The sequence below is a fragment of the Streptomyces sp. NPDC055189 genome (assembly GCF_053606765.1).
In genome coordinates this window covers 156,977-164,416 of the sequence record NZ_JBSGSG010000013.1, presented here as the reverse complement: position 1 = coordinate 164,416, position 7,440 = coordinate 156,977, and the positions used below count along the sequence as shown (strand labels likewise).

Genomic DNA, 7,440 nt, shown 5'->3' with positions numbered 1-7,440 from the left:
GTCCCGCGCGATTCGCGCGGGACACCCGGCACCGTCACACCAAAGGATCAGCCGCTGACGGCCGTCCGCGACGTCACTTCTTCGGGACCCACTTCTCCCACGTCGCCTTGTTCTCCTTGATCCACTTCTCGGCCGCGGCCTCGCCGGACATCTTGTCCTTGGCGATCGACATGGCGACCTCGTTCTGCTCCTCGGTCGTCCACTTGAAGTTCTTCAGGAACTTCGCGGCGTCGCCGCCGTCCTTGGCGAAGTCGGCGTTGAAGTACTTCTGCAGCGGGGTGTTGGCGTAGCCGCACTCGGTCTTGGCCTCGGGCTCGTTGCAGCCCTCCTTGAACTCCGGCAGCTTCACCTCGACCAGGTCCATGTCGGCGTTCGCCCACAGGGGCTCCCACCAGTAGCTGATGAAGGGCTCCTTGGCGTCGTACTTGCGCTGGATCTCCTTGATCTGCGCGGCCTCGTTGCCGGTGTCCTTGATCTTGAAGTTCAGCTTGTGGTTCTTGATCAGGAACTCGTCGTACGTGGTGTACGAGGGGGCCGCGCCGATGAACTCGCCCTTGCCGCCGCTGCGGTTGCTCTTGAAGTCCTTGGCGAACTTGTTGAGGTTCTTGTAGTCAAGGATCTCCGGGTGCTTGTCCGCGTAGTACTTCGGCACGTACCAGCCGATGTGCCCGGTGACGCCCAGGTCGCCGCCCTTGACGACCGTCTTCTTCTGGTCGATGTAGAGCTTCTGCTTCTTGGGCTGGCCGTCCCAGTCCTCCAGGATCGCGTCGGCCTTGCCGTTGTTCAGCGCGTCCCAGGCGATCGGCTCGTCGAGCTGCTGCAGTTCGACCTTCTTGACGCCGACCTCGTCCTCGAGGAGCTTCTTGGCGACCTCGGCGTTGGCGCGCGCGCCGACCCACGAGGGGACCGTGATGGTGACCTCGTCGGCGCTGCCGGAGGACTTCGTGTCGGCGGCGCCGCAGGCGCTGAGCGCCACCATGGACGCGGCGCCGAGACCGGCGACGACGGCTGTGCGTATCCGCTTGTTGTAGTTCACGAGATTGTTCCCTTACGTAGCAGGAGAGCAGCTGAAGAGCGAAGTTCCGCGGGGCGGACGTACGTCAGCGCAGTGCGCGTTCCTTGACGTCGGCGCCGGGCTGGGAGATGCGGTCGAGCAGCAGACCGAGGCAGACGATCGCGATACCGGCCGTCAGACCGAGACCGAGGTCGCCCTTGGTGAGGCCCCTGACCACGTCCACGCCGAGCGCGCCGCCGCCGATCATGCCGCCGATGACGACCATGGACAGGACGAGGACGACGCCCTGGTTGAGGGCGACGAGCAGCGCGGGCCTGGCCAGCGGCAGCTGGACCTGCCGGAGCTGCTGGCCGGTGGAGGCGCCGAGCGAGCGGGCCGCCTCCAGGGCCGAGGGGTCGATCTGGCGGATGCCCTGGGCCGTGATGCGGATGACGGCGGGCAGCGCGTAGATGATCGAGGCCACCGCGGCGGCCGCGGGGTTGGAGCCGAACAGCGCGATCATCGGGATGAGATAGATGAACGCCGGCAGGGTCTGCATGGTGTCGAGCACCGGTCGGATGCCGCGCTCCACCCAGGGCACGCGGGCCGCGAGCACACCGATGGCGAAGCCCAGGATCAGCGTGACCACCAGCGCGGCGATCACCTGCGAGAGCGTGTCCATCGAGCGGCTCCACAGCCCCATCGCGCCGATCGCGGCGAGCGCGAGCACGACGGTGACCGCCGCACGCCAGCGCCCGGCGAGATAGCCGAGGACTCCGGCCACCAGGAGCACCGCCCACCACGGGGTGGCGAGCAAGGCGTCGAACAGCGGGTTGATGCCATAGTCGATGAAGCCGTTCGCCCAGGTGAGCGTGCCGCCGATGACCGGGATGCCGGAGCCGAGCTCGCGCTCGATCCAGCCGACGACCTCGTTGATCGGCTGGGAGATGTCGACGACCCAGTTCTCCGGCCACTCGGTGCGGCCGAGCGCCTGGCCGAGCACGACGGCGCCCGCGACGACCGCGGCCATGACGGCCCACAGGATGCGCGTGGCGAAGGCGCTGCGCGCGGGTACCGCGTCGTCGACGCGTTCACCGAATCCCGCGGTCGTACGGTCGAGCCAGACGGCGATGAGCACGATCGCGATGCCGGCCGGCGCCGCGAGGCCCACGTCGAGGGTGGAGATCGCCGTGAAGATCGGGTCACCCAGACCGCCGGCGCCGACCACCGTGGCCAGGACGACCATCGAGAGACACATCATGATCGTCTGGTTGAGGCCGAGCAGCATCGGCTTGCGGGCCAGCGGAAGCCGCGCCGTCCACAGCCGCTGCCAGGCGCTGGCGCCGAGCGACTGGGAGGCTTCGAGTGCCGCCGCGTCGGCGCCGCGCAGGCCGAGCGAGGTGAGCCGGGCCATCGGCGGGGCGGCGTAGATGACGGTCGCCATGAAGACGGCCGGAGTGCCGACGTCGAACATCAGGACGAACGGCAGCAGGTACGAGAAGGCCGGAAGCACCTGCATGGTGTCGAAGACCGGCCGCAGGATGCGCTCGGCACGGTCCGAGAGCCCGGCGGCGAGGCCAAGAAGCACACCGACAAGCGCCGCGACGGCCACACAGACGACCATCAGGGCGAGGGTCTCCATCGCCTCTTCCCACACGTCGAGCACGCCGATCACCGCGAAGGTGCCGAAGGCGATGCCCGCGAGGGTCAGTGAGCGCTTGCGCAGATTCGCGCCGCCCGCGTACCAGGAGATGAGCACGGCGGCGACGGTCACCCCGATGAAGCCGAGGCTCTCCAGACCGCTGAGCACACCGTCGACCGCGGACTCCGAGGTGTTGCTGATGTGCAGCAGGAAGTACAGAAAGATCGGGTGGGTGTCGCGGTTCTGCGCCATCCAGGTGTTGATGTCGTCGAGCGGCGAGCGCACGTCGAAGGTCAGGTCGGCGGGCCAGACGCCGTTCGCGGTGACGAGCGCCGAGACGACCGCGACCAGGAGGGCGCTGACCAGCAGGATCGCCTTGGGGTTGCGCAGGAGAGCGGCCAGCGGCCCGGGGGCGCCGGAGGGCGGGCCCGGCGGGGACACGCCGTCCTTCTTCTCCAGTACGGAGGCGGGGGCGGCACTCATACGGCTGCCACCGCCTTGTCCTGCGGATCTGTGTCGAGACCCGCGACCACCGCGAGGAGCTGCTCGTGGTCGACGACGCCGAGGGTGCGGCCGCCGTCCACGACGCGGCAGTGCTCGCCGCTGCGCGCGACGGCCTCGATGGCGTCGACGACCAGCGTGTCCGGGCCGATCGCGGCACCGGACTCGGCCTCGTCGCCCATCGCGGGGCGCATGGCGCGGCGTACGGAGATGACCTGTTCGCGCGAGACGTCCTGGACGAAGTCGCGGACGTAGTCGTCGGCCGGGTTGGCGACGATCTCCTCGGGGGTGCCGAGCTGCACGATGGCGCCGTCCCGCATCAGCATGATGCGGTCGCCCAGGCGCAGCGCCTCGCTCAGGTCGTGGGTGATGAAGACCATCGTGCGGCCCTCTTCGCGGTGCAGGCGGATGACCTCTTCCTGCATGTCCCGCCTGATCAGCGGGTCGAGCGCGCTGAACGGCTCGTCGAAGAGCAGCACTTCGGGGTCGACGGCAAGGGCGCGGGCCAGGCCGACGCGCTGCTGCTGGCCGCCGGAGAGCTGGGTGGGGCGGCGCTCTTCGAGGCCTTCGAGGCCGACCTTGGCGACGACCTCCATGGCCTTGGCGCGGCGCTCCGCCTTGCTGACGCCCTGGATCTCCAGGCCGTAGCCGACGTTGTCCAGGACCGAACGGTGCGGAAGGAGGCCGAAGTTCTGGAAGACCATCGCGGCCTTGTGGCGGCGCAGCTCGCGCAGCTGGTTCTTGTCCATGGCGAGGACGTCCTTGCCGTCCATGGATATGGACCCGCTGGTCGGCTCTATGAGCCGGGTCAGGGTCCGCACCAGCGTGGACTTGCCCGACCCGGAGAGGCCCATGACGACGAAGACCTCGCCGCGCTTGACGTCGAAGCTGACGTCCCGCACGGCCGCGGTGCAACCGGTGCGCTCGCGCAGCTCGGTGGCGGAGAGTGCCGCGTACTCCTCGTTGCCCGGGATGCGCTGCGCCTTGGGTCCGAAGACCTTCCACAGGTCCCGGACGGCGAAGACGGGCGCCGCGGGCTCGGGCGCCGTCGGCTCGGGGGCGGGCGTCTTGTCAGTGGTGGTGGTCATCGGACATCACTCCTGGTCAGCAGTTCAGCGCACTTTTCCCCGACCATGAGTACTCCGATCATCGGGTTCACGGCAGGCATCGTCGGGAAGACGGATGCGTCCGCGATTCGGATTCCCTCGAGGCCCCGAATCCTCAGCTCCGGGTCGACTACGGCAAGTTCATCAGTGGAAGCACCCATTCGGCAGGTTCCTGCCGGGTGGTACACGGTGTGGGCGGCCTTGCGCACCAGCTCGCTGATCTCGGCGTCGTCGGTGACGTCGGGACCGGGGAAGACCTCACGCTTGAGCCACTTGGCGAACGGCTCGGCCTGCGCGACCTTGCGGGCCAGTTTGATGCCGTCGACGAGCGTCTGCCCGTCGTAGTCACTTTCGTCCTCGAAGTACTTGAAGTCGAGAGCAGGCTTTGCTTCCGGGTCAGCCGATGTCAGATAGATACGTCCTCGTGCCCTGGACTTGGGAATGTTCGGGGTCATCGAGACGCCGTGCTCCGGGCGTTCGTAGCCCATGCGCTCCGGATTGTCCGTGAACGGGATCTGGTAGAAGTGGAACATCAGGTCCGGACCCTTGTGGTCCGGGTCCCGCTTCACGAACAGGCCCGCGTCGGAGTCCATCGCGGAGTTGTCGGGCAGCGGCCCGTTGGTCTCCCAGACGATGACCGACTCGGGGTGGTCCAGGAGGTTCTCGCCGACGCCCGGCAGGTCGTGCACGACGGGGATGCCGAGGGCTTCGAGGTCCTTGGCGCGGCCGATGCCGGAGTGCATGAGCAGACGCGGGGTGTCGACGGCGCCCGCGCAGACGAGCACCTCGCGGCGGGCGGTGAGCAGTTGCTCCGCGCCCTCCTTCGTACGGATGCGGACACCGCGCGCGGTGGTGCCCTCCAGCTCCAGCTTGGTGGCCCAGGTCTCCAGGTACAGCCGCAGGTTGGGGCGGTCACCGGCCTCCATGTGGGGGTGGAGGTAGGCGACGGACGCGGAGGAACGCTTGTTGTTCTCCGGGTGGTACGAGAGGTCGAAGAAGCCGACGCCCTCGTCGAAGGGCTTGTCGTTGAAGCCGACGACCTCGGGGACGCCGAGCGCGCTCTTCGTCGCCTCGACCCAGTCGGTGGCGATCTGGTTCTGGTCCTTCTTGGCGACGCGCACGATGTTGTTGCGCAGCTTGCCGAAGAAGGGGTCCATCGCCGCTGAGCCCCAGCCGGTGGCGCCCGCCTCTTCCCACTCGTCCCAGTCGGAGGGCAGCGGCTTGAAGGAGATCAGGGTGTTGTGCGACGAACAGCCGCCGAGGACCTTGGCGCGGCTGTGCAGGATGTGCGAGTTGCCGCGCGGCTGCTCGGTGGTCGTGTACCCGTAGTCGAGGTCGCCGCCGAGGAGGCCGAGCCAGCGGCGCAGCGTCAGGACGTCCTCGCGGTCGATGTCGCTGGGGCCGCCCTCGATGACGGCGACGGTGACGCCGGGGTCCTCGGTGAGGCGGGAGGCGATCACCGACCCTGCGGTACCGCCGCCGACGATGACGTAGTCGTACTCGGTGGTCTCAGCCATGCGTGCTGCTCCTCTTCCTGCGAGGTGTGGTGCAAGGTGCTTGCGCGTATAGAGCGGGGGGTGCTCGGACGTACGGACATACATACGTGCGCGGGGGCGGGACTGCCGCCCTCGCGCACGCCTCTACGAGTCGGGCCTCAGCCCGCGAACCAGCGGACTGGCTGCGGTGCGAGGTTCTGGTAGATGTGCTTGGACTCGCGGTACTCGGCGAGCCCGGCGGGTCCGAGCTCGCGCCCGACGCCGCTCTTGCCGAAGCCGCCCCACTCCGCCTGCGGCAGGTAGGGGTGGAAGTCGTTGATCCAGACCGTGCCGTGGCGCAGGCGCCGGGCCATGCGGCGGCCCAGGCCCGCGTCGTTGGTCCAGACGGCGCCCGCGAGACCGTATTCGGTGTCGTTGGCGAGCGCCACGGCCTCGTCCTCGGTACGGAAGGTCTCGACGGTGAGGACCGGGCCGAAGACCTCTTCGCGTACGACGCGCATCTCGCGGTGGCACTGGTCGAGCACGGTCGGCTCGTAGAAGTAGCCGGTCGCGGGTCGCACTTCGCTGGGCTCGGGGCGCTTGCCGCCGGAGCGCAGGACCGCGCCTTCCTCAAGGGCGGAGGCGACGTACGACTCGGTCTTCTCGCGCTGCTGCTGCGAGACGAGCGGGCCGCACTCCACGCCGTCCTCGGTGCCGCGGCCGAGCCTGATGCGGCTCGCGCGGCGGGCGAGTTCGGCGACGAAGCGCTCGCGCACCGACTCCTCGATGATGAGGCGGCCACCGGCGGAGCAGACCTGCCCGCTGTGGATGAAGGCGGCGTTCAGCGCCTGGTCGACGGCGGTGTCGAAGCCCTCCTCGGTGGCGCAGGCGTCGGCGAAGACGACGTTCGGGTTCTTGCCGCCGAGTTCCAGGGCGACCTTCTTGACGCCAAGGGCCGCGGCCTGCGCGACCTTGGTGCCGGAGACGAGGCCGCCGGTGAAGGAGACCAGGTCGACGTCGGGGTGGTCGGACAGGCGCGCGCCGACGGTGTGGCCGGGGCCGGTCACGATGTTCGCGACACCGGCCGGGAGGCCCGCCTCGACGAGCAGCTCGATCAGCGCGACCGTCGTCAGCGGAGTGACCTCACTCGGCTTGATGACGAAGGTGTTGCCCGCGGCGAGCGCGGGGGCGATCTTCCAGCTGGCCTGCAGGAGCGGGTAGTTCCAGGGCGTGATCATCGTGCAGACGCCGATCGGCTCGTGCACGACGACGCTGTGGATGTCGTCGGACCCGGCGTCGACCACACGGCCCGCGCCCTCGCCGATCACCAGGTCGGCGAAGTACCGGAAGGCGTCGGCGACGCAGTCGACGTCGACGCGGCCCTCTTCGACGGTCTTTCCGGCGTCGCGGCTCTCCAGGAGCCCGATCTTCTCGCGGTCCCGTACGAGGAGGTCGGCCACGCGGCGCAGCAGCGCGGCCCGTTCGGCGACGGGCGTGGCCGGCCACGGTCCGTGGTCGAACGCCTCACGTGCGGCGGCGATGGCCGCGTCGGTGTCCTCGGTGCCGCCCTCGGCGATCAGTGCGAACGGCTTGGCATCAGCCGGGTCGAGGATCTCGCGCGTGGCGCCGGAGAGGGCGTTTCGCCACTCTCCGCCCACATGGATGGTCTGTTGTGCGGACACGTCCCGTTTGCCTTCCGTTCCTGTCATACGCCCCGCCTGT

Annotated in this window: 5 protein-coding genes; all 5 read right to left on the bottom strand. The window is 69.0% G+C overall.

What is annotated here, in order from left to right:
* Positions 1-73: 73 nt before the first annotated feature.
* The 5 genes from ACWFR3_RS13080 to ACWFR3_RS13060 all read right to left on the bottom strand — a co-directional run bounded on the left by ACWFR3_RS13080 (position 74) and on the right by ACWFR3_RS13060 (position 7,427).
* Positions 74-1,036: a glycine betaine ABC transporter substrate-binding protein gene (locus ACWFR3_RS13080; protein WP_453734619.1), complete on the bottom strand. Its 963-nt coding sequence runs from the start codon at positions 1,034-1,036 to the stop codon at positions 74-76.
* A gap of 64 nt (positions 1,037-1,100) precedes the next feature.
* Positions 1,101-3,119, bottom strand: a complete 2,019-nt coding sequence (locus ACWFR3_RS13075) for an ABC transporter permease (protein ID WP_453734618.1) — start codon at positions 3,117-3,119, stop codon at positions 1,101-1,103.
* Positions 3,116-4,225, bottom strand: coding sequence for a quaternary amine ABC transporter ATP-binding protein (locus ACWFR3_RS13070; protein ID WP_453734617.1), 1,110 nt, complete (start codon positions 4,223-4,225; stop codon positions 3,116-3,118). The genes ACWFR3_RS13075 and ACWFR3_RS13070 overlap by 4 nt, the downstream gene beginning before the upstream one ends.
* Complete coding sequence (locus ACWFR3_RS13065) at positions 4,222-5,760, bottom strand: GMC family oxidoreductase (protein WP_453734616.1); 1,539 nt, start codon at positions 5,758-5,760, stop codon at positions 4,222-4,224. The genes ACWFR3_RS13070 and ACWFR3_RS13065 overlap by 4 nt, the downstream gene beginning before the upstream one ends.
* Positions 5,761-5,897: 137 nt before the next feature.
* The gene (locus ACWFR3_RS13060) at positions 5,898-7,427 is read right to left on the bottom strand and encodes an aldehyde dehydrogenase family protein (protein WP_453734615.1); all 1,530 of its coding nucleotides are present in this window, start codon (positions 7,425-7,427) and stop codon (positions 5,898-5,900) included.
* Positions 7,428-7,440: the final 13 nt, after the last annotated feature.